Origin of the sequence: Streptomyces sp. ISL-98 (assembly GCF_018614055.1) — a bacterium.
In the GTDB taxonomy this organism is placed as follows: Bacteria; Actinomycetota; Actinomycetes; order Streptomycetales; family Streptomycetaceae; genus Streptomyces; species Streptomyces spiramyceticus.
This window is the reverse complement of sequence record NZ_JAGGPB010000072.1, coordinates 1-20026: the sequence shown is the minus strand read 5'-3', so window position 1 is coordinate 20026 and position 20026 is coordinate 1. Positions and strand designations below refer to the sequence as shown.

At 68.6% G+C, this 20026-nt stretch carries 20 protein-coding genes and 6 pseudogenes; 11 read left to right on the top strand and 15 right to left on the bottom strand.

Going from position 1 to position 20026, the window contains the following annotated elements; genetic code table 11:
- Positions 1-9: 9 nt before the first annotated feature.
- Positions 10-221 (bottom strand): annotated as a pseudogene (locus tag J7I98_RS35875) (IS256 family transposase); the annotation flags it as partial.
- A 5-nt stretch (positions 222-226) separates the two neighbouring features.
- On the opposite strand from J7I98_RS35875, the pseudogene J7I98_RS41755 reads away from it, so the two are divergent.
- Positions 227-414, top strand: a pseudogene (locus J7I98_RS41755) (IS5/IS1182 family transposase); the annotation flags it as partial.
- Positions 415-419: 5 nt separating this feature from the next.
- On the opposite strand, the gene J7I98_RS35870 reads toward J7I98_RS41755, so the two are convergent.
- Positions 420-683 (bottom strand): hypothetical protein, encoded by a 264-nt coding sequence (locus tag J7I98_RS35870; RefSeq protein ID WP_214929251.1) that lies wholly within the window; start codon positions 681-683, stop codon positions 420-422.
- Positions 684-872: 189 nt separating this feature from the next.
- Positions 873-1196 (bottom strand): hypothetical protein, encoded by a 324-nt coding sequence (locus tag J7I98_RS35865; protein ID WP_251021671.1) that lies wholly within the window; start codon positions 1194-1196, stop codon positions 873-875.
- A gap of 183 nt (positions 1197-1379) precedes the next feature.
- Between J7I98_RS35865 and J7I98_RS35860 the strand changes: the two genes are divergently transcribed.
- The 4 genes from J7I98_RS35860 (at position 1380) to J7I98_RS41745 (ending at position 3721) form a co-directional block, all read left to right on the top strand.
- Positions 1380-1856 carry a GNAT family N-acetyltransferase gene (locus tag J7I98_RS35860; protein ID WP_214929250.1) on the top strand — a complete coding sequence of 159 codons (477 nt, stop codon included), beginning with the start codon at positions 1380-1382 and terminating at the stop codon, positions 1854-1856.
- A gap of 164 nt (positions 1857-2020) precedes the next feature.
- The gene (locus J7I98_RS35855) at positions 2021-2764 is read left to right on the top strand and encodes a GntR family transcriptional regulator (protein WP_214929249.1); all 744 of its coding nucleotides are present in this window, start codon (positions 2021-2023) and stop codon (positions 2762-2764) included.
- A gap of 378 nt (positions 2765-3142) precedes the next feature.
- Positions 3143-3457: a hypothetical protein gene (locus J7I98_RS41750; RefSeq protein WP_251021670.1), complete on the top strand. Its 315-nt coding sequence runs from the start codon at positions 3143-3145 to the stop codon at positions 3455-3457.
- 21 nt (positions 3458-3478) lie between these two features.
- Positions 3479-3721, top strand: coding sequence for a hypothetical protein (locus tag J7I98_RS41745; RefSeq protein WP_251021669.1), 243 nt, complete (start codon positions 3479-3481; stop codon positions 3719-3721).
- 53 nt (positions 3722-3774) lie between these two features.
- Here J7I98_RS41745 and J7I98_RS35845 read toward each other — a convergent pair whose 3' ends face one another.
- The 10 genes and pseudogenes from J7I98_RS35845 to J7I98_RS35800 all read right to left on the bottom strand — a co-directional run bounded on the left by J7I98_RS35845 (position 3775) and on the right by J7I98_RS35800 (position 10973).
- Entirely contained in the window at positions 3775-4221 is a 447-nt protein-coding gene (locus J7I98_RS35845) for a lasso peptide biosynthesis B2 protein (protein ID WP_214929248.1), read from the bottom strand.
- Entirely contained in the window at positions 4218-4481 is a 264-nt protein-coding gene (locus tag J7I98_RS35840) for a lasso peptide biosynthesis PqqD family chaperone (RefSeq protein ID WP_214929247.1), read from the bottom strand. The genes J7I98_RS35845 and J7I98_RS35840 overlap by 4 nt, the downstream gene beginning before the upstream one ends.
- Positions 4478-6361: pseudogene (locus J7I98_RS35830) on the bottom strand (asparagine synthase-related protein). The gene J7I98_RS35840 and the pseudogene J7I98_RS35830 overlap by 4 nt, the downstream one beginning before the upstream one ends.
- 35 nt (positions 6362-6396) lie before the next feature.
- Positions 6397-6534, bottom strand: a complete 138-nt coding sequence (locus J7I98_RS35825) for a lasso RiPP family leader peptide-containing protein (RefSeq protein ID WP_190231568.1) — start codon at positions 6532-6534, stop codon at positions 6397-6399.
- Between the two features lie 261 nt (positions 6535-6795).
- Positions 6796-7065, bottom strand: a complete 270-nt coding sequence (locus J7I98_RS35820; RefSeq protein WP_214929244.1) for a hypothetical protein — start codon at positions 7063-7065, stop codon at positions 6796-6798.
- Positions 7013-7255, bottom strand: a pseudogene (locus J7I98_RS41740) (hypothetical protein); the annotation flags it as partial. The pseudogene J7I98_RS41740 and the gene J7I98_RS35820, both read right to left, overlap by 53 nt.
- Positions 7256-7507: 252 nt before the next feature.
- A pseudogene (locus tag J7I98_RS35815) lies at positions 7508-8163 on the bottom strand (TOPRIM nucleotidyl transferase/hydrolase domain-containing protein).
- Positions 8164-8818: 655 nt separating this feature from the next.
- Positions 8819-9556, bottom strand: a complete 738-nt coding sequence (locus tag J7I98_RS35810) for a MerR family transcriptional regulator (protein WP_214929243.1) — start codon at positions 9554-9556, stop codon at positions 8819-8821.
- A 40-nt stretch (positions 9557-9596) separates the two neighbouring features.
- A complete protein-coding gene (locus J7I98_RS35805) occupies positions 9597-10508 on the bottom strand; it encodes an alpha/beta fold hydrolase (protein ID WP_214929242.1) in 912 nt (303 codons plus the stop codon).
- 228 nt (positions 10509-10736) lie between these two features.
- Positions 10737-10973 (bottom strand): hypothetical protein, encoded by a 237-nt coding sequence (locus J7I98_RS35800; protein WP_214929278.1) that lies wholly within the window; start codon positions 10971-10973, stop codon positions 10737-10739.
- A 243-nt stretch (positions 10974-11216) separates the two neighbouring features.
- Here J7I98_RS35800 and J7I98_RS35795 point away from each other — a divergent pair, with 243 nt between their 5' ends.
- Positions 11217-12419 carry an IS110 family transposase gene (locus J7I98_RS35795; protein ID WP_214929241.1) on the top strand — a complete coding sequence of 401 codons (1203 nt, stop codon included), beginning with the start codon at positions 11217-11219 and terminating at the stop codon, positions 12417-12419.
- A gap of 177 nt (positions 12420-12596) precedes the next feature.
- Here the strand turns inward: J7I98_RS35795 and J7I98_RS35790 are convergent, their stop codons facing one another.
- A complete protein-coding gene (locus J7I98_RS35790; RefSeq protein WP_214929240.1) occupies positions 12597-12938 on the bottom strand; it encodes a hypothetical protein in 342 nt (113 codons plus the stop codon).
- Positions 12939-13120: 182 nt separating this feature from the next.
- Here J7I98_RS35790 and J7I98_RS35785 point away from each other — a divergent pair, with 182 nt between their 5' ends.
- Positions 13121-15118, top strand: coding sequence for a zinc metalloprotease (locus J7I98_RS35785; RefSeq protein WP_308378049.1), 1998 nt, complete (start codon positions 13121-13123; stop codon positions 15116-15118).
- Between the two features lie 340 nt (positions 15119-15458).
- Here the strand turns inward: J7I98_RS35785 and J7I98_RS35780 are convergent, their stop codons facing one another.
- Complete coding sequence (locus J7I98_RS35780; protein ID WP_214929239.1) at positions 15459-16085, bottom strand: TetR/AcrR family transcriptional regulator; 627 nt, start codon at positions 16083-16085, stop codon at positions 15459-15461.
- 40 nt (positions 16086-16125) lie between these two features.
- Here J7I98_RS35780 and J7I98_RS35775 point away from each other — a divergent pair, with 40 nt between their 5' ends.
- The 4 genes and pseudogenes from J7I98_RS35775 to sigJ form a co-directional block, all read left to right on the top strand.
- A complete protein-coding gene (locus tag J7I98_RS35775; RefSeq protein ID WP_214929238.1) occupies positions 16126-16857 on the top strand; it encodes a 2-oxoglutarate/malate transporter in 732 nt (243 codons plus the stop codon).
- A 76-nt stretch (positions 16858-16933) separates the two neighbouring features.
- Complete coding sequence (locus tag J7I98_RS35770) at positions 16934-17356, top strand: DUF4267 domain-containing protein (RefSeq protein ID WP_214929237.1); 423 nt, start codon at positions 16934-16936, stop codon at positions 17354-17356.
- A 649-nt stretch (positions 17357-18005) separates the two neighbouring features.
- A pseudogene (locus J7I98_RS35765) lies at positions 18006-19183 on the top strand (NAD(P)/FAD-dependent oxidoreductase).
- A 72-nt stretch (positions 19184-19255) separates the two neighbouring features.
- Positions 19256-20026, top strand: a 771-nt coding sequence (sigJ, locus tag J7I98_RS35760) for an RNA polymerase sigma factor SigJ (protein ID WP_214929236.1), incomplete at its 3' end; no start/stop codon positions are given.

The window sequence follows — 20026 nt, the reverse complement described above, 5'->3', positions numbered from 1 at the left end:
GACGCATGATCAGGCAGTGGCGGACTCTGCGCGCTCGACCAGGACGCCGTTTTCGAACTTGGCGCCCGCGCGGACCAGGGCGACGAGGTGAGCGCCGGTGACCGCGCGCCAGCGGGCCTGGGCGGACTCGACGAGCTTGAACACCATCGCGAGGGCTGCGGCCGGGCGCCGCGGGTGACCTTGGTGCGGAGCTTGACGGTGGAGAAGCTCGACTCGATCGGGCCTGCGCAAGGGCTCACACGGCGGGCGGCCACCGGGATTCAACGAAGAGCGGTACAAGAAACGCAACACCTCGAACGGGCGAACAACCGCCTGAAGCAGTCTCGGGCCGTCGCCACTCGCTACGACAAACGCGGCTATGTCTTCCTCGGTACCGCGACAGCGGCAGCCCTCTCCATCTGGCTCCGGACTTGACGGCCTCAGGAACCATCCTCGGCCGGCCGCTGATGACCGCAAGCGACCGGGCTCCCGTGCTTGTCGAAGACTTCGGCGTCGTTCCCCGAGTTCACCCACACAGTGATGCCCTGATCGTGCACGACCACGTTGAACGGCGACTCCTCCGGCTCCGTCTCCGTCACCACGGTGAACTCCTCACCCGGACGCATCCAGTGATCGGTTCCCCATGGCTCGACCCACAGGCAGAGCCTGCTGCCGGTCTGGTTGCTAACGCTCGTCTTCGACACGCTCGCACCCTAACCAGCAGCATGATCGGCCGGACAAGTCCTAGTTGTCGAACCAGACGACGAGGCGGAGGTTCTCGGCCCCGTGGCGCTTGGCGAGGGTGCGCCTCACTGTCCAGACGTCGCCCCAGTCCTCGTCCCGCACCGTCTGTCGCCGGGTGAGCCGATCCTCGCACGGGGGCCGCTGTGTGCTCAGTCGTTCCAGTTCGTCCCAGTCCGTCGCCTCCAACTCGGCCCAACTGATCCAGGAAGGGCTGTGGGCGTCCCGAATTCCTCCTGGAAGGCTCGTACGGCAGCTCGGGAAGCGTCCTGCGGGTAGCCCCGCTGCGCTGCAAGGGGCTCGAAGGCCCGGTTCCGGACGCCGAAGAGGCAGCCGAATGCATCGTATGACCGGTCGTCATAGACATGCTCCAGGGCCATGGCCGGGTACCAGCGGAGGAAGAGCTCGTCGTCGGGTTCGGAGGTGTCGATGTGGCTGTTTCTGACCTCGATGAACCCATGTATGTCCGTGCCCATGAGCACGATCCTGCCAGGTGGACCGGACTGCCGACGAACAGGGAACCATGGCCACGGGGCGAATGCGCGTGACCGGCAACGCGAACCAACCTTGATCGGCAGGACGGAACCTAGCCGGCCGCCTGAGTGGGGAAGCGCAGGCAACGAGGGCTGGTCCCTCCACGTCGAGCAGGGGTGAGGTGGATGAGTGGGATGAGAGAGTCCGGCGTGGTTCTTACGGAAGAAGCCGCGTTCGACCCGAAGGAGATTTCCAAGCTCTACGACTCAGTCGGGTGGAACGGCTACACCCGCGACGTCGACAAGCTCTGCCGTGGCCTGGCGAACTCGCACCTGGTCATCACCGCCCGCGATGGGTCAGGCGCACTCCTCGGGCTGGCCAGGACGGTCTCCGATGACGAGAGCATCTGCTACGTGCAGGATCTGCTGGTGAACCCGAAGTTCCACCGGCAGGGCATCGGCCGGGCATTGCTCGAACGCCTGATGGGGCGATACGCGCACTGCCGCTTCTTCCTGCTGTCCACCGACCATGAATCGACACCGGAGGGGAAGCGGAGCCACGCCTTCTACCGGCAGTTGGGCTTCCTCTCCTACGAGGAGAAGCGGATGGCGGGCTTCGGCCTGCCGAGGATCCGGCCGCCCCGACGCCAGGCAGACACGTGACCGCTCGGTCCGTGGCCGAAAGGGCGCCCTAGCCGCGCAATGCCAAGTCCCGCGATAACAGAGGTCCGTTGACCCTAATGTGAGGCGGGAGACTCAGCATGACGACGGCCCATGAGGCGGTGGACCTGGCAGCAGGTCCGCCCGTGACCCCTGACCAGCGCCCGATGCACGAACGCATCACCGCCGATTTGCGCGAAGAGATCCTGTCCGGCGCCGTCCCTCCCGGTACCGTACTGCGCCACGCTGACCTCACCCAACGCTTGGGCGCCGACGACACGACAGTTCACCGGGCTTTGCGCACCCTGCAGGACGAACATCTCACCGAGCCGCACGCCGACGGCGAAGTGGTGGTGATGGGCCACCGCCGACAAACCATGCGCCCCGCCCAGGGAATGTCGCTTACCGGCCCCAGTGAGCCTTTCCCGTGGATAGTCGAGCTTCGCAGACGTGGGATCGATGCCCGCTTCACCCTCTTGGAGGTCGAGATCCTGCCCGAACTTCCGGCCCGGATCGTCAAAGCCCTCCATATGACCGCTGGACAACCAGCCGTCCTGCGTCATCTCTTGCTGACCTTCGACGGGGAACCGGCAGCCCTGATCAAGGTTTACTTTCCGTACGACATAGTCGCCGGGACCCTGATCACCGGTCACCGCCTCATCCGCGGTGGCATTCCCTCACTTCTCACCCACCTCGGCTACCCCGCCCTGCGGTGCATGGACTCGCTCACCGCCCAGGTCCCGACACAGGAGCAGAACACCATTCTGCGGCTGCCCGAAACAGTGCCGCTGCTGCGCACTTTCCGTGTGGCGTACAGCATTGGGGGCCGGCCCGTGACCGTGACCGACGCGGTGGAAGCGGCTCATCTTTTCGAGTTGCAGTACGAGTTCTCCCCAGCGTCGCCTCGCTGACTAACCTGCAATGCTTTCGGACATTCGCTGGCCGCAATGAAGGAGTAGGGCCAGCCGGGGATCATCTGGGCCGAGCCCCTGACCCGCCATAGACACCTAACGTTGTTAACTCGTCAAGCCGTAGGCGCGAGGTGTTGACAGTGGTGGCGGCCCCGAAGGCGCCGAACCGTGCTCGATCTACGGCTAGGCATCAAGGCCCGGTATGGCATAGGCATCCGTTCGGCGCCCACGCGACCGCCACCACCCTGAGCACCAGGACCGCGCACCCGGTCTACGTTGAGGCCTGACCGGCCCGGCTGCCCCTGGCGTCACAAACTGGTACTCGAACATCCCGAGAAGCACCCGCTCCTACGGAACGTCCCTACCTACGGATTAGGCATGGCAGAACAGCCGGTACCCGAGGCCGACCCGCACACCGTGTGGGCGAAGGTCGGTCTGGTGCCCCACGACTACACCCGCTGGCCGATGGACCTGCGCGCCAACATCCATCTCGGCCAGCCCCGCTCCGAGAACGACACCCTCCTCCTGGACGCCGCGCGGGCGGCCGGCGCGGACAGTGTCGTCGCGCACGTCCCGCACGGCCTGGACACGCTGGTCGCGGGCTCCCACTGGGGCGGCACCGACCTGTCCGGCGGGCAGTGGCAACGGATCGCCGTCGCGCGCGCCTTCTGCCGTGATGCCGTGATGCCGTGATGCCGTGATGCCGTGATGCTCATGCTGGACGAACCCACCTCCGCGATGGAACCCCGCGCCGAGTACCTGGTGATCCGCCGTTTCAAGGAGCTCGCCGCGGGCAAGACCGCCGTCTTCGTCACCCAGGGCCTGGAGAACGCCCGGATCGCGGACCGCACCGTCGTCCTCGACCGGGGTCGCGTCCGTGAAGAGGGCGACTTCCGGACGCTGATGGCACGCGACGGACTCTTCGCCGAGCTCTACCGCCTCGCCCAGGACCGGTGACCGCCCGCCCCTTTGCCGCCGAGGGCCCCTTTACGTCCGGGGCCCGCCGGGCCTCAGGGCTGCTTTTCCGGCAGCCGCTTCTCCGGCAGGGCGGCCGGCACCACCATCATGCGCTGGTACTCCCCCGGCCGGTGCGGTTCGCCCACCGGGAGGCCGTCGACCTCCACCCAGGCGTGCGCGCGGAACGGCGCCGTGCGCACTCCTGTGCACCAGTCCGGCCACACCCCGCGCATCCGGCACAGCAGCGCGGTGGCCACGGAACGCTGGAGGCAGCCCTCCCCGGCGCAACGCGCGCTGACCGCGACGACAGCCTCGCGGGCAGCGAGCGCCTGCCGGGTGGTGGCGGGGGCGGCCCCGCGCCGGACCACGGACAGGACGCGGCGGATGCGGTGCGGCTTGAACGCGACGATCAGCCGGGCGGCGGCCGTGGCGAGGAGGGCAGCGGGACGGCGGCGCAGGGGCAGGCGGCTGCGGGCGGCGGGCACCATCGACTGGCTCATACGGGCACCACCAGCCGGGCCTCGATCAGCGCGCGCGTGATCGAGGCCGTGTCGGCGCCGGCGCGCTCGGCGGTGAGCCGGGGGTAGGCGTCGCACAGTGCGCGGGCCGTGTCCAGTGGCTCGGCGCCGTCGATGAGGCTGCGCAGGACGAGCGCCGCAGTGCGGTTGAGCTGCCAGTACCGGCCGGTGACCTCGTCGAGCACCACCATGCCGTCCGCTGTGTCCGTCGCGCAGACGTCGGGTCGCAGGGTCAGGCTCACGTCGCTCCTTCAGTGATCGCGATGCTCGGCGGGCGGGTGCGCGCGGGGCGGGCACGGAGCCAGATCTCGCTGCCCAGACTGGAGCTGAGGGAGCGCAGCCCCTCCGGGGTGGGGTGCACCCCAAGCAGGGACGCACGGACCGCGGCATCGTCGATCAGTCCGGCCCGGGCGAGCCGCGAACCGTCGAAGAGCTCGACCAGGGCGGCGCGGTTGTGGCGCAGACTGACGTGGAAGTCCGTGCTGTACTCGCCCTTGGTCTGCCGCCGCAGGACGTCGTCGGGCACGATGCCGCGCATCGCCTCGGCGAGCACCGGCTTGTACCGGCCGGGCGTGCTGCGCTCGGCCACTCGGATGGCCAGGGCCGCCTCGATCACCTGGTCGTCGAGGTAGGGCGCGGCCTGCCCCAGGCCGCTGCGGGAGGTCACCTGATCCAGTTGCCGCAGGCCGCGCCCACCGGTCCGTACTCACGCGAGCGCTGTGTGCTGTCCGCGCTGGGGCGCGAGCGGCTCGGCGGTCTCGGCGGCTTCCCGGAGCAGGCTCTGCACGGCCAAGGCCGCGTCCCGGGTCGCCCACGACGGCATGCGCAGGTCCACCCCCCACGCCATCGAGGGGGCCCCGCGGACCAGGGCCGCCGAGGAAGGCTCGGCGGCGGCGAGGCCCTGTGCCCATGCGGCCAGCCACTGACCGAACGTCCTGCGGTCCGCGAGCTGCCGCAGCAGCTGCCCGAGCGGCCAGTGCTGGGAGGCGCGTTGCGTACGGATACGGGAATACGCCGCCAGCGGATGGCGTCGCACGTAGTCGTGCAGGTGCGGGGGAAACGTGCTGAACAGCTCGTCTCCGCCGCCGCCCATCAGGTGCAGGCGTGACCCCCGTCCGGTCATCAGGCGGCAGAGCGCCGCCATCCTGGCGCCGTCGCGCACCCACGGTCCCGGCTCGTCGGTGGGGACGGCGTCGCCGGTCAGAGCCGTCAAGTCGCTGTACCAAAGGGGCCATTGGTCGCGGTCGGGCGTGACGTGCTCCCTGCCGGGAAGGCGGGCAGCGGCACGCGCGGCCCAGGCCGCGTCGTCGTTCTCCGGGTCAAGGCTCTGCCAGCGCAGCGTCACCAGCCTCGCTCCGGCCTGCCGGGTCCGCTCCTGCTCCCGGGCGGCCAGGAAGCACAGGCTGGTGGAGTCCAGGCCGCCTGACAGATCCGCGCTCACCGTGCCCCCGTCGGCCGTGCAGGCGCCCACCGCGGCGGTCAGCGCCGCGCGCACCGCGGGCACTCCTTCCCGCCACGCGCGCTGCGGCTCCGGCGGGGTCCACCACCGCTGGGTCCGGGCCCGCCCGTCCGCGTCGATCAGCAGACAATCGAAGGACGGCAGCGCTCGCACGCCCTGCCACACACAGCGGTCGTCCAGCGGATACGGAAGCGGCGAGGCGAGCAGGTGAGCGGCCAGGAGCCGTTCGTCAGGGGCCGCTCCGGTCACGGCGGCGAGCCGGTCCGACCGGTCGGCGGCCACGGACACTCCGCCCACCCGCGCGTGAAAGAGCCGCCGCACCCCGGACGCGCTCCCCCTGGCCCGGACCGAACCGTCGACGGAGGCGAGGAGGTGGAAGCTTCCGGTCAGACCGTGGGCGATCCGCTCCACGTCCCCGATGTCCCGCAGCCGTCCCGCCCGCGCGGACAGCGCCTCGACGGTGACCGGGCAGCGCCCGATCACCGCGACTCGCCGCGCCCCTGCCGCGCCCACCGTCACCAGTCCCTCCGGCCAACTGCCCAGCAGCCACGGCCGACCGGAGTGGTGAGCGATGCTCTCGGTGGCCCAGGGGCGCAGGAGCCGCGCCGCGGCCACGCCGGATTCACCGTCCGGAAGGATCGTGAACCACACGTCACCGCTCATGGCACGTCACCCGTCATGTGTTGTCGGTCTCGGGCTCAGTTGGGGCCGAGGTACCACTCGTACGGCGGGAATCCGCCCTCGTAGTGCGCGCCCAGGGCCTCGCCGCGGGTCAGCTCGGCGAAGTCACCGACTTCCACCATGGCCGGTGGTTCGTACACTTCGTCCTGCTGCATGAAGATCCTCCCCTGCTTCCGCTGATGGCGTGGAACCCACACCGCTGCGGAAAGTGCCCACGGCATTTCGGCACTACGCCGAAATGGGGCATCTCCCACCCGATGGAGTGACTTTCCTCCCTCCCCGTCACCGCCCGGCGCGGGCAACTCCCGTGGTGTGGGTGCGTACGCGCCGGTGCTGCACGCAGCGGCACCTGGGCGAGACCCACTCGGACAGCAGCACGAGACGTCTCAGAGGGCGATACCTGGGCTGATGTCCGGTCACGGTTGGGTGTGCTGGTCGGCGGGGTGGTCCGGGACCGTCGGCGGTGGCGGCTGTGGATCCGGTGCTGACTCGGGGGCGAGGTCGTCGGCCGGGGCGGTGAGGGTCTTGCGGGTGATCCTCAACTCGTGGATTTCGGTATCGAGTTCACTCAGCCGTGCGGTGAGCTCTTCGATGCGGGCCCGGACCTGTTCGGCCTGCCCGGCCAGTTCCCGCTCACGGGTGTCGATCTGGTCCAGGAACGGCCTGACCGCGTGGTGGCCGGTCATGCGTCGCGCCAGGTGGGGTGGTGGTGCCGGTCAGCCGACGGGTTATGACATCGCTCATCGCCCAGTAGACGCGGAACTCGGAGGAGGCAGGCCGGTGTTCGTAGTCGCGGACCAGGCGACGGTGCCAGGACAGGGTGCCGTAGGTCTGCTCCACCACCCACCGATTGGGCTGGGGCACGAACCCCTTTTCGCCCTCGGTGTACGCAGCCGTGCAGAGCAGTTGGCGTACGGCGTTCATCGCCCGGATCCCGCAGCCCCACGCGATCGGGCGACCACGAACCGGACATCAAGTCACGTACCGCCCCCTCAGATCGCGTGGCCGACTCTCACGATCAATGGCCACTCCGCGGCCGGTCAGCCGCGGATCCGAGACCCTGCTGGTCAGCCCGTTCACTTCCGCTGACGGGGGCCGCACGCCGGCACGGCGATGGCGTCGGCCGTGTCAGACGTGCGTGAGCAGACGCTCCAGTGGTCGGGGAACGCGCTCTAGGTCCAGGTGCGCGACCAGCGCCTGCGCGTAGAGCGCCTTGCGACCGCTGTGCGTGCCCATGAAGCGCCGCAGCTGGTGCTCCACAGGCCGTTCCCGCTGTGCCGGCTGGCCTTGGAAGGTGTGGAAGGGGCGCATCTCGCCCTGGCTTCGATCACCTGCTGCACGCCCTCGGCCCCGAGAGCGCGGATCAGCTCGTCCTCCAAGTCGGCGACGCACACGTGGAACCCAAGTGTCTCCAGTCTGGCGTGCGTGAGACCGGGCCCGAGCCCGACCCGCTCCAGATGACGCCGGAAATGTCGCTCCTCACCGATGTCGCAGAGACCGGCCAGCGGGAGGCCGAGCCCCGGAGGACCGCATACGTCCAGGAAACGCCCGATGCTCGTCGCACCTCCGAGCGGTACTACCGCGACGCCCTCCGCACCGAGGTCGCGGCCGTAGCGCGTGGCCAGCGCTTCGAGCGCGACCTGATCACTGCTCCCCTCGACGAGTACGATCGTCCGCACACCGCCGCCGGACAGTTCCCGCGCCACCGCGGCGGCCGCACCCGCCCCCGCTCCGCCGGCCGCCCATGCGACCAACGCCAGGCGGAATCGCCTCAACTCGTCCACGAGACCTCGCTTCCCGACGCCATCCTGGCACGGCCGAGATCCCGTACGCACGCACGTTTTCCGGGGGCAATGACTCGAGAAATCGGAGGCGGAGGCGGCACCCTCCCGCTCCCCCTCGGCGTCGCCGGACACAAACGCTCCATCTCCCCCGCTGCGGTGATACCGCAGTTACGGTATGGGGAGACAACCGGGCGCATGTTGATCACACTTCCCGCGCTCTGCCCGGATTGGACGCCGTTCTTAGCGTCGAGGGCGTGCGCCCATGTGTTGCAGGCCGCTTCGACGTTGCCCTGACGCGCCGGCACAGCGCAGGAAGATCACCAGGCTGGAACAGCAGGTCGTCGAACTCACCGGCCGCCTCGAAGACAGCCAGGCCGGCCTGGGGGCGGCCCGCGGCGCCAACCGCGAACTGACCCGAGCCCTGAAATCAGCGTCTTCTGGGGGATCGGCGCGTTCCACTCGGTGACGCCGGGGCTGTCGTTTCGGCCAGGGCAGGAGCTTGCAATAGTCCGCGCACTGGCGCACGACGCCCGACTGCTCGTCACAGGCATGGTGTGAGAGGTTGCGAGCGGCTCGCGCTGGTCGATGGCCTGTGTCCACGGTGAAGATGGTCCGACCAGTCGGCCGAGGCGGTTCTCGGGTTCTGCTGGGCCTCTCAGCTGTCGTGCCCGGCGGGTCGGCGCTGCTTGGCGCGGTGGGCGAGCGCATCGATGATGCGTTGCCATGCCGGTGATGCCTCGGAGATCCGGGAAGAGACCAGCTTCAGGTACCCTGCCCGGTTGCTGTCTCGTTCGTGTTTGATCTCCCATGCGTCCAGGTCGTCGATGAGCCGGTCCAGGCGTGGATCGTGCGGATCCCAGTCGACTGATTGATCACAGGCGAGATACAGGCGCGTCGTCTCGGGGTCGTCGAGGCCGGCGTTCTTGTCCCGTATCCGCTGCGGCATGACGTGCGGGTCCAGTGCCTGCATCAGGATCCACGCGTCGCGCTCGAGTCGTACCCTCCGTTCGCTGACCCCGATACTGCGCATCCGGTTCAGGATGGCGACCACCTCAGGGGGCAGGGCAAGCCTTTCGCCGCTGGCCAGTTCGGCGATCCTGCGGCGGTATTCGGTGAGCTGGTCGATCTTGCGCTGCAATTCGGCGTCGATGTCGGTGATGGCCGCGGCGAATTCGGTCGGCTGTGCATGCAGCAGCACGTCGATACGGGCCAGTGGCACCCCGGCATCGGCGAGGGTCCTGATCCGGATGAGATCCACCGCCGCTTGCGCGCTGTAGCGGCGGTAGCCGGAGGCATCGCGCTCGGGCTCGGGCAATAGGCCGACGTGGTGGTAGTGGCGAACGGTGCGCACGGTCACGCCGGCAGTTGCCGCGAGCTGGCCGATCGTGAGCACCGTCCTCCTCGGGTCTTCGTGCAACGTGGTCGTGCCGAGTCTAGGGGCGAGCTCGGTCGACGACGTCGCGGATCGCCTGGACCACGGCATCGGGCCGGTCGAAGCAGAGCCGGTGGTGGCTGGTGTCGGAGATGATGCGTTGTTCCCCGTGGGAGACCGCGCTCACCAGGGCCTCGTCCAACCTCGTCCTGCCGTCATGCATCTCTTGCAACGTCCGCTCCGACGTCAGCGCCTGCTGGCCGGGGTCGATGCCCAACACGGTGAGAGCAACCACCGGGACGTCGGGAATGTTCGGCCCGGCCCGCAGTTCGGTGGCGAGTTCGGCCAACTTGGTGCGCTCGGCGATGCCGGCGTGGGTCCATTCATCACTCGCTTTGGCATCGATCAGCGCCTGCCGCATGTGCTCCGGGTAGTCCGCGAGCAACTCGGCTCTCATCTCGCGCAGGGCCGGGCGCATCTGTTCCAGCTGCTCCCGATCAGGTCCCATCTGCTCGACCGCGGCCAGACCCGCCGCGGGAGGCATGAAGTCGTCCCAGTCGCGGTGGAAGGCGTCCAACCAGACCAGCCCGGCTACGTCCTGCGGGTACAACTGCGCGAACCGATGCGCGTAGAAGCCGCCGAGGGAGTGCGCCACCAAAACGTATGGGGCGGCGATGTTCTGGGCGCGCAGCAGCTGGCGCAGTTCCGTGGCGACCGCGGCGGCAGTGCGTGGCAGCGGGAGGGGATCGCTGTAGCCCGTGCCGCCGCGGTCGTACACCACAGCGGTGGTGAACTGCGAAACCCCCTGCTGGACGCCGAAATAGTCCAGCCCGACCGCGCTGGCGCCCGGCAGGAACACCACGGCCGGTCCGCCGCGGCCCGATTGATGCACGAAAATGCGGCGGCCGTCGATCTCCTGGAACCCTCCGATCGGCGGCGCGAGCCGAGCCGAGGAAGTGCTGTTGTTCGTCATGCGTCCAGGCTCCAACCCTGACGCAGGGGCAGGGTCAACACCTTCCGCCGCCGCACCCGAAATGGCTTCAGCGTCCCCGCTGCCAATGCAGCGAGACTGATGCCGGTCCACGCCGAGGGCCGAGGTCCGCACCGGGCGTGCAGCCGGCCGAATACCGGTCCGCCGTGTGCGTCCTCGCTGGTACACCCATGTCACTCCGAGTCCGAAGCCACCCGCGGAGAGGCCGAGTCACATCAGTGTGTTGGCGTCGACTCGGGAATAGATCAGATCGCTTTCGGCGGTGACCGGCCCGCGCCATCGCACTGGAGGCTTGGGCCGGCGTTCGCGGGTGATCTCCAGACGTTTCAAGGTGTCTTCGGCGGCGACGAGTTGCTCTGTGAGCAGGGTGATCTGCTCACGCAGCCGTTCGGTGGTCTCGCGGACGAGCTGCTGCAGAGTGTCGATCTTGTCCAGGAGTTCCCTCATCAACGCTCCCCATTACCTTCTTGGTGGCCCCGCAACGGGGCGCCCGGCCTCCGGAGTTGGCATGACTTTCTCCCCCTGTCGAACGTATGGCCTGGGGGGGGTGTCACCAGCTCCGGAGGCATCGACAGACCGCTGATTAGGGGCATGACCACCGGCTTCTTCGCACGTCGGGAGGCTCTTCGTAATGTGGATGTGGCGATCGGTGCCGTGGGACGGCCGGGCAGGAACGACCGGAGGACACACGTGATCGACGTCAGCGAGATCGGCGCCTTCCTCGGCCTGGACGTCGGCAAGGGCGAACACCACGCCACCGCTGTCACGCCGGCCGGGAAGAAGACGTTCGACAAGCGGCTGCCCAACAGCGAACCGAAGCTCCGGGAAGTGTTCGCCAAGCTGCAGGCCAAGCACGGGACCGTGCTCGTCGTGGTCGACCAGCCAGCCCCCATCGGGGCTCTGCCGCTGGCGGTGGCCCGGGACATGGGCTGCCCTGTTGCCTATCTGCCGGGCCTGACGATGCGGCGGATCGCCGATCTCTATCCCGGCGAGGCCAAGACCGACGCCCGCGACGCATTCGTCATCGCCGACGCGGCCCGCGTCATGCCGCACACCCTCCGCGCGGTCGAACTCGAAGACGAGACCATCGCCGAGCTGGAGATGCTCGTCGGGTTCGACGACGACCTGGCCGGCGAAGCAACGCGGATCAGCAATCGGCTCCGCGGCCTGCTGACACAGATCCACCCGCACTTGGAGCGAGTTCTCGGTCCCCGCGTCCAGCATCCGGCCGTCCTGGACCTGCTGGGGCGATTCGGCTCGCCAGCCCAGATCCGCAAGGCCGGACGACGTCGCTTGACCAGCCTGTTGCGGCCGAAGGCGCCGCGGATGGCCGAGCGGCTTGTTGAGGACATCTTCACCGCGCTGGACGACCAGACCGTGGTCGTTCCCGGCACGGACGCGGCAGCGTTGATCGTCCCGACTCTGGCCGGTTCGCTGACTTCCGTCCTTGACCAGCGCAAAATGCTGGCCGGTCGCATCGAGGAACTGCTGGAGGCCCACCCTCTTTCGAAGGTCCTGACCTCGATGCCAGGGATCGGCGTCAGGACCGGAGCGAGGATCCTCATCGACGTCGGCGACGGCAGCAGTTTCCCGTCCGCCGCCCACCTCGCCGCCTATGCCGGTCTCGCCCCCGCGACTCGGAGTTCGGGCTCGTCGATCCGCGGTGAGCAACCGTCCCGGCGGGGAAACAAGCAGCTCAAACGAGCCTTCTTCCTGTCCGCGTTCGCAGCCCTGGCCGACCCGGCCTCCCGGGCCTACTACGACAAGAAGATCGACCAGGGCAAGCACCACACCCAAGCCCTCCTCTGCCTGGCCAGACGACGAGCCGACGTGCTCTTCGCGATGCTCCGCGACGGCACCTTCTACGAACCCCAACCCGCCCCAACAGCTTGACCAAACCCATAGGGGCACCCCCCCGGGTCGGGGATGGCGGGCGCCAGGCGGGCCGGGCGAGCCAGGTCAGGGTAGAGGTGTGAGTGAGGCGGCGGAGCATGACGTCGGCCACTGACCCCACAGCCAGACCGGACCGTGACGAAGTGACGCCCACATGAGCGCGGGCATGAGGACGACCTAAGCGCGGATCCTGAGAACCTTGCTGTCGCAGTGGAGGATGTTCAAGCGCCGGTCGCGGCGCCGGCCCTCGCCCGGGAAACTCAAGGCGAGCTCTCGGCCCTCCGCCTGCTCCCACCGTCCGGTCAGCGCCCCAGGGGCGTCGCCTCGGCCGATGGGGTGGTCGATGAACGTGCCGTCCTCGGAGAAATCCAGGCCCCGACGCCCGCGCGCGGGCGGGAAGAGGTAGTCGGCTGGGCGGAAGACCATCACACCATCCGCATCCTCCTCGTACGAATGCACCCAGTACTGGAAAAGCCCGGGCGACGCCTCACCGAGACCCTCGCCGGACATCTCAGCCATGCCACAGCCACCTCTTGAATCACCACAGTTGGGAGGATCCGGAATGGATCACCATAGTTAGCACCGAAGCTGTGATTCTACTTACACAACATGACTTGTCGGCCTACCGTAGCCGCTAGCGGGGCCCGCTGTTCTCTTCCTTCCACTTCCGTCGGACAAGACGGCAAATTGCAGGAGGCAGCGTGCCCGACAACGTCGACACCAGCAGGATGGATCCCTCCTCCTCACCGAACAACCTCTGCGGAACAATGGAGGCACACCGCAGGCTGCTCGCCGAGGAACCCGCGTATGCAACAGCCCGTACAGCCGTGGAGAACCGGGCCTTCGCCTATGAGCGCCGGGAGCAGGAAGCCGAGCGGGTGGGAGTGACCCGTATCCCGGTCGTGGTGCATGTGGTCCACAGCACCGACGCGCAGAACGTCACCGCCGCCCAGATCATCAGTCAGATCGATGTCCTGAACAGGGACTTCCGTCGGCTGAACCCCGATGTCTCCCGGACGCCGGCCGTCTGGCAGCCACTCACGGCCGACTGCCGCATCGAGTTCCGTCTCGCCACCCACGACCCGGCCGGACAGCCGACGACGGGAATCACCCGTACCCGTACGTCGGTGGCGGACTTCGACACCGGCGACGGCGTCAAGTTCGCAGCGCGTGGAGGCCACGACGCGTGGCCGCGCGACCGCTATCTCAACCTCTGGGTCTGCCAGTTACGCGGTGGGCTTCTGGGCTACGCGCAGTTCCCGGGCGGTCCGGCGAATACGGACGGGGTCGTCATCCGGCACTCGGCCTTCGGCACCACCGGCACGGCAGCAACGCCCTTCCACCTCGGTCGTACCACGACTCACGAGGTCGGACACTGGCTCAACCTGTTCCACATCTGGGGCGACGACGGTATGGGCTGCAGCGGCAGCGACTCCGTCGCCGACACCCCGAATCAGGCCGGAGCAAACGTGGGAACTCCCACCTTCCCGCACGTCACCTGCAACAACGGGCCCAACGGCGACATGTTCATGAACTACATGGACTACACCGACGACGAGGCGATGTTCATGTTCACGCAGGGCCAGTCGGCCCGCATGGACGCCACTCTCGACGGCACCCGTTCCTCCTTCACCCGCAAGCTCTTCCGGCCCGTGTACCAACAGGGCGACCCGGGCAGCGGAATCGGCGGATTCGACCTCCGCTCCCCCACCGACCGCGCGTTCGCGTACGACTACGGCAGCACAGGCAAACAGGACCACCTCGCCCTCTACCGCCCCGGCACCGGCACCATCTGGATCCTGCGCAACCAAGGCGGCCAGTTCAGCCCGGTCTACCAAGAAGGCGATCCCGGCAAAGGCATCGGCGGCTACGACCTGCGCTCTCCCGCCGACCAAGTCTTCGCCTTCGACTACGAGGCCACGGGCAAACAGGACCACCTCGCCCTCTACTGCCCCGGCACCGGCACCATCTGGATCCTCCGTAACCAGGGCGGCCAGTTCAGCCCGGTCTACCAGGAAGGCGATCCCGGCAAAGGCATCGGCGGGTACGACCTGCGCTCGCCGGCCGACCGCGCTTTCGCCTTCGACTACAGCGGCAGCGGCAAGCTCGACCATCTGGTGCTGTACCGCCCCGGAACGGGCACCTTCTGGATCCTGAACAACGCGGGCGGGCAGTTCGGGGCGGTCTACCACGAGGGCGATCCCGGCAAGGGCATCGGCGGGTACGACCTCCAGTCGGCAGCCGACCAGGCGTTCGCATTCGACTACAACAGCTCTGGCAAACAGGACCACTTGGCCCTGTACCGCCCTGGCACCGGCACCATCTGGATCCTCCGCAACCAAGGCGGCCAATTCACACCCGTCTACGCACAGGGCGACCCCGGCAACGGAATCGGCGGCTACGACCTGCGCTCCCCCGCCGACCGCGCCTTCGCCCTCGACTACGAAGGCACCGGCAAGCAAGACCACCTCGCCCTCTACCGCCCCGGCACCGGCACCATCTGGATCCTCCGCAACCAAGGCGGCCAATTCACACCCGTCTACGCACAGGGCGACCCCGGCAACGGAATCGGCGGCTACGACCTGCGCTCCCCCGCCGACCAAGTCTTCGCCCTCGACTACGAAGGCACGGGCAAGCACGACCACCTCGCCCTCTACCGCCCCGGCACCGGCACCATCTGGATCCTCCAGCACCCGTAAACGCCCGGCACTTCAGGTGCGGCTGCCGGATGTTCCGGCAGCCGCACCTCCTGCGCATGCCCCACGACTCGACTGGGGTCGGCGGCGAGTGTGTACTTGCCGACGGTCACCGAACCCCCGGTCGTGCTCTGCGAAGTTCGCGTACGGGCTGCCCACCGTGCACGCCTCGATGCTGCGGCAAGCCCGATGGTCTGGCCGGGGACCCACGCGCCGCTGAGGGGGATTCTTGAAAGCGGTTCTGGCCGTTCTTCCGTGACGGCTACGCCAGAGACGGCCCTGCATCCAGGCCAGGCATTCGGGGGCGCCAGGCGGGGTGAAGACGGAGGTGTTCGGCGTATGTCTAACTCAGAAGCTCGCGGACCAGCGCCTGGCCCCACCACTCCTCGATACGACCGGGTAGCCAGCCACGTTCGGTGGTGAGTGTGGTGTAGACGTCGATGTTGCAGATGGCTGCGTAGATGTCGACGGCAGACCCCAGGTCCAGGTCGCGTCGAAGGGTGCCGTCCGGCCAGGACGAGAAGACCTGAACCCGGGTTTCGTCGCCCCGTTCGCGGCCGTCACGGTAAGCCGTGGCGAGCTTGGGTTCGCTGCGGCCCGCTTCGCGGATCAGCATGATGACGTCGCCCGCGCGCTCGAACAGCCGCCGGTCGTAGGCGGCCATCGCCGCTAGCTGGCGCCCAGGGTCCGCCGCTGCGGCCTCCAACTCCGCGAGCATCTGCGGCGCGTCGGCGGACAGGTCGGCCGAATCGGCCACGGCCCGGGTCAGCCCGGTCTTGTTTCCGTACGTCGAGTAGACCGTGGGCACGGAGACTCCCGCCTCGCGCGCCACGTCGCGCACGGTCGTGCCCGCCCAGCCCTGGGAGTCGAAGAGCCGGCGTGCAGCGCGGGCGATCTCGGCCTGGGTCTCCAGTGCCTGCGTCGTCCGACGCAGTGAGTCATAGCGACGTCGGTCCTGCTCTGCACTCATACCTTGCCCTCTCCAGGTTTGCGCTGCTTATAATCAATATATGACACGTCAATCCAAGTTGGCCAACATCGGCTTCTCCCGGATCAGTGGCATGGCCGCCTTAGGCTTCGCCGCCATGATCACCCTCAGCAACGTGATGATGGTGCCCGCCGGGCTGCCCCTCACCGGCGCAGAGATCGGCAAGGTCACCGAGTTCTTCGCTGAGGAAGGCACCGCTGTCGGCATCGGCTCCGCACTCGCCCCCGCCGCCTGGATCCTGGCCACCTTGTTCGGCGCCGGTGCGCTCGTCGCGCTGCGGAGGTCCGAGCGCGACCGCGGCGAAGCGTGGTCGCTGCTCGGACTCGCCGGACTGGCCCTGCAGAACGTCACCTTCGCCGGGGTCATCGCGACCCGCCTCGCCCTGACCTCGACAGCCCCGCACGACCCCTCCGCGACCACGGCACTCTGGGCCTTGCACGATGCGGTGTTCACCCTCAACGGAACCTTTCTGGCGCTCGCCCTCCTCGGCCTGTCCGTCGGCGGCCTGCGCACCGGCGTGATCCGGCCGTGGCACGGCACCTTGGGGCTGCTCGCCGCCGCACTGCAGTTCAGTTCCGCCACCCTCGCCCACTGGGTGATCGGCAACGGCGGGGCCTTGGGCCTCCTCGGCCTCGCCGGCTGGCTGTTGTGGGTCGTCTGGATCGTCGCGTACGGCATCACCCTGATCCGGCACAGCCCGGGCACCCCGGTCCGGAGGTCCCCCAGTGGCCAAACCAGTGCGGCCCCTGCCTGACCGCACGAGCGAGCAGTTGCCGGACAACGCAGGAAGGCACGGACCCACAGGCCCCGCTCTCCCTCTCGGAGGATCCATGAAGAGGCGTCACATCACCACTGCCCTTGCCGCACTGACCGGCGTCGCAGTTCTGTTCCTCGGGCTCAATTTCCTGCTCAACCCTGACGGTGCACCCGCCGGATTCGGCATCACCCCCTGGCCACAGGGGAACGCCGACGGCTACTTCGTCGTGAAGGGCGTACGCGATATCGCCGTGGCATCCACCGTGTTCCTGCTGCTCACGCTCGGGCAGCGGCGAATCCTCGGCTGGGTGGTCCTCATCGACGCCATCATTCCGCTCGGTGACGCGCTTGCGGTCGTCACCCATGGCGGCACGTTCACCACAGCGCTGAGTGTTCACGTATCGGCGGCCGCCATCGTCGTACTCACCGCCATCATGCTGCTGACCGAGGGCAGCACACGCACGACACCGCAGCCACAGCTGACACCCTCCGCATGATCCTGCGGACAGTGCCTATGCGGTTCTGGCCGCACTTGCGTGAAGGCCTGCTGAGGTTGTTGCGCGGTGGCAGGCCGGCCGGCCTGGACGCGGGCCGTCTCGCTGGCGCAGCCGTCACGGAAGCGCGGCCAGAACCCTGAATCTCCCCACCTCGTGCTCGGGGGTGGGACAGACCTGCTCTCCGAAATTCCCCATCCACGGCCCGCTGACCTGCGACGGAACGGTGCACCTCCGGATTCGTCCGACAGTTGGCCGCACTTGGGGCCGGGGTCCCGCCGGTATTCCTACAGGATGGAACGCTAAGCGGGGTCGGCACGTTGGGCTGAATCTGGGCGCCTATCAGTCTGCGCCGTCGAGGACCTGGCGCTGGAGTCGCTCGCGGAGTTCGGCTTCCTCGGGGGTGAGAGGTTCGTCCGGACGTCGGATACGCGCTGCCTTGGGCGGGCAGTGGGAGCCCGTCCTCTTCGGCGTCCTGCTCCGCCTCGGCCAGGCCCGGTACAGCGAGGCAACTGACGGGTTCTTGCCAGCACACCAACGGTGCTCCTGGTGTGACGTGGTTCACATCGGCGACCTGTCACGTCCGGTGCGGGTTGCTTGTCCCATGGGCGTCACCGACACCGAAGCCGGTGCCCGACCTTGGGAGATTGAGATGAACAACGGCCACCACATCGTCGTCCTCGGCGCAGGCTACACGGGCATGTTCAGCGCCATCCGGCTGGCCCACCGCACCCGCCGGACAGGCGTGAAGATCACCCTGGTCAACCCTTCGAGCCGGTTCGTCGAGCGGCTGCGGATGCACCAGATCGCCGCCGGGCAGGAGCTGGCCGACCACCAGATCCCCGACCTGCTCGCCGGGACCGGCGTCACGTTCGTCCAGGGCGCCGCCACCGCCATCGACCCCGAGGCCCGGCAGATCACCGTCGACGGCGCCGAGACCCTCGGGTACGACACGCTCGTCTACGCGCTGGGCAGCTCGACCGACACAGGCAAGGTCCCCGGCGTCAACACCCAGGCGTTCACCCTCAACAACCCGGAGATCGCCGGTCGGTTCGCCGCGCGGCTCACCGAGGTCGCCGCGTCCGGCGGCACGGTCACCGTCTGCGGCGGCGGCCTGACCGGCATCGAGGCGGCCACCGAGATTGCCGAGAGCCACCCCGGCCTGGACGTCACGCTGATCAGCCTGGACGAGCCCGGCGGCATGATGGGCGCCAAGGCCCGCGCCTACCTCTACCGCGCGCTGGACCTCCTCGGCGTCACTCTTGAGACCGGCGCCCGCGTCGCCAAGGTGCTGCCCGGCGCCGTCGAGCTGGCCGACGGCCGGCTCGTCCGCTCCGACGCCTGCCTGTGGACCGCCGGTGTCAAGGTGTCGCCGCTCGCCGCCGCCGCCGGGATCGCCACCGACGACCGCGGCCTCATCCTGGTCGACGCCACGCTGCGTTCGGTGTCCCACTCGGAGATCCACGCCATCGGCGACGCCGCCGCTGTCCGTCTGGCCTGGGGACAGATCCACGGCACCTGCCAGAGCGGCCTGCCCACCGCCCAGTACACCGCTGACACCATCGCGCGGCTCGTGCGCGGCAAGGCCGTCAAGGCGTTCCGCTTCGGCTACTTCCACCAGCCGGTCAGCCTCGGCCGCCGTGATGCCGTCATCCAGTTCACCAAGGCCGACGACACCCCCGCCGCATGCACCTCACCGGCCGGAGCGCCGTCGCGTACAAGGAGATGGTCAGCGGCAGCCCGCTCAAGACCTATCGGTTCAGCAAGCGCATGAACGTCACCACCATCGTCTCCAAGGGCGGCCGCGCCACCCGCGAGCCCGCGATATGACGGGCACATCGGCTCCCAGCGCCGTGATCTCGGTCCTTGCCGCCCTGGTTACGGTGCTGGCAGCATGGGCCGATGGTCGATGCCAGAGCTGAGCAGGACCCGTACATCGAGCACCGCAGGCTGCTGTTCGCCACCGCGTACCGCATGCTGGGCAGCGTCGCCGACGCCGAGGACGTCCTGCAGGACGCCTGGCTGAGCTGGAGCACCGCGGACCGCGAAGCGATTCGCCACCCCAAGGCCTACCTGGTGCGCACGGTCACCAACCTCTCGTTGAACCGCCTGACTTCCGCGTGGGCCACCCGCGAGACCTACGTCGGCCCGTGGCTCCCTGAACCCCTGCTGACCTCCCCCGACATCGCCACGGAGACCGAATTGGCCGACACTGTCTCCACCGCCATGATGGTCGTCCTGGAAACCCTCAGCCCCGTCGAACGTGCCGTCTTCCTGCTCCGCGAGGTCTTCGGCTACTCGCATGCCGAGATCGCCGAGACCCTCGAACGTCCCGAGCCGACGGTCCGCCAGATCGCCCACCGCGCCCGCGAGCACGTCCAGGCCCGCCGCCCCCGCTTCGACACCGACCAGACCCAGCGCCAGCAGGTCACCGCCCAGTTCATGGATGCCTGCGCGGGCGGCGACCTGAACGCCGTCATGGAGCTGCTCGCCCCCGACGTCACCGCCTGGTCCGACGGCGGCGGCAAGGTCACCGCCGCCCGCCGCCCTCTCCACGGCACCGACCACGTCGCGCGCTGGATCGTAGGTTTCCTGGCCAAGCCCGAACTGGCCGCCCTGACCATGGAGCCGGCCGTCATCAACGGCGAGCTCGGCGTGCTGGCCACCCTCGGC

Bases quoted from the DNA above. Each gene is read 5' to 3' on its own strand.
- J7I98_RS35865 (WP_251021671.1), bottom strand. From the start codon at position 1,196: ATGGGCACGGACATACATGGGTTCATCGAGGTCAGAAACAGCCACATC.
- J7I98_RS35860 (WP_214929250.1), top strand. From the start codon at position 1,380: ATGAGTGGGATGAGAGAGTCCGGCGTGGTTCTTACGGAAGAAGCCGCG.
- J7I98_RS35855 (WP_214929249.1), top strand. From the start codon at position 2,021: ATGCACGAACGCATCACCGCCGATTTGCGCGAAGAGATCCTGTCCGGC.
- J7I98_RS41750 (WP_251021670.1), top strand. From the start codon at position 3,143: ATGGCAGAACAGCCGGTACCCGAGGCCGACCCGCACACCGTGTGGGCG.
- J7I98_RS41745 (WP_251021669.1), top strand. From the start codon at position 3,479: ATGCTGGACGAACCCACCTCCGCGATGGAACCCCGCGCCGAGTACCTG.
- J7I98_RS35845 (WP_214929248.1), bottom strand. From the start codon at position 4,221: ATGAGCCAGTCGATGGTGCCCGCCGCCCGCAGCCGCCTGCCCCTGCGC.
- J7I98_RS35825 (WP_190231568.1), bottom strand. From the start codon at position 6,534: ATGCAGCAGGACGAAGTGTACGAACCACCGGCCATGGTGGAAGTCGGT.
- J7I98_RS35820 (WP_214929244.1), bottom strand. From the start codon at position 7,065: ATGACCGGCCACCACGCGGTCAGGCCGTTCCTGGACCAGATCGACACC.
- J7I98_RS35805 (WP_214929242.1), bottom strand. From the start codon at position 10,508: ATGACGAACAACAGCACTTCCTCGGCTCGGCTCGCGCCGCCGATCGGA.
- J7I98_RS35800 (WP_214929278.1), bottom strand. From the start codon at position 10,973: ATGAGGGAACTCCTGGACAAGATCGACACTCTGCAGCAGCTCGTCCGC.
- J7I98_RS35790 (WP_214929240.1), bottom strand. From the start codon at position 12,938: ATGGCTGAGATGTCCGGCGAGGGTCTCGGTGAGGCGTCGCCCGGGCTT.
- J7I98_RS35780 (WP_214929239.1), bottom strand. From the start codon at position 16,085: ATGAGTGCAGAGCAGGACCGACGTCGCTATGACTCACTGCGTCGGACG.
- J7I98_RS35775 (WP_214929238.1), top strand. From the start codon at position 16,126: ATGACACGTCAATCCAAGTTGGCCAACATCGGCTTCTCCCGGATCAGT.
- J7I98_RS35770 (WP_214929237.1), top strand. From the start codon at position 16,934: ATGAAGAGGCGTCACATCACCACTGCCCTTGCCGCACTGACCGGCGTC.